Genomic DNA, 535 nt, shown 5'->3' with positions numbered 1-535 from the left:
ATTCACTTTTTGTTTCACTATATTTCAAACTGAAGTATTGAATCAATTCTGACTTATACATCATAGGTACAAAGTAAATGTATTCTTCGACCAAGTCAGTAAAGTATTCCGCAGAAGTCTTTTTAGGAGAGAGTTTAGGTATACTCATAAAATAGGCCCATTTATTCGGGAATTCCTCAAACATTTTCATCTTAGGGAGATGAAATGCTACAAAAAGAGCTACTCCCTTTCTTTGAATATTCGCTAACATAAGGCGATATATTTCCTCACTCTCAGGAAGCTTATACCTCCACATCATCATCCCAAGAGCAGATACTATACAGCGATTGATTTTACTGTTTTCCGCATACTTATTTGCTATTTGCACCAAAACACCTGCAAATTGAACATCTCTAAAAAGCTCCGTATAATAAGAAGACATTTCTTGCCTAGGCTGTTTCTCAAAATCAACAAGAAGCTTTTCGATCTCTTCGCTTGTTTGAGTTTCCCAATTCTCAATATGATGCTTCAGTTCGATTATTTTATTAACTCGAAG

The 535-nt window shown here is 35.0% G+C and carries 1 protein-coding gene; it reads right to left on the bottom strand.

Annotated elements, in window-relative coordinates:
• Positions 1 to 535, bottom strand: a 535-nt coding sequence (locus Q9J80_RS10825; protein WP_304672880.1) for a hypothetical protein, incomplete at both ends; no start/stop codon positions are given.

This window comes from Neisseria blantyrii, assembly GCF_962747855.1.
GTDB classification, from domain to species: domain Bacteria; phylum Pseudomonadota; class Gammaproteobacteria; order Burkholderiales; family Neisseriaceae; genus Neisseria; species Neisseria viridiae.
The sequence above is the reverse complement of the archived record's forward strand: the minus strand, read 5'-3'. Positions and strand labels throughout refer to the sequence as shown.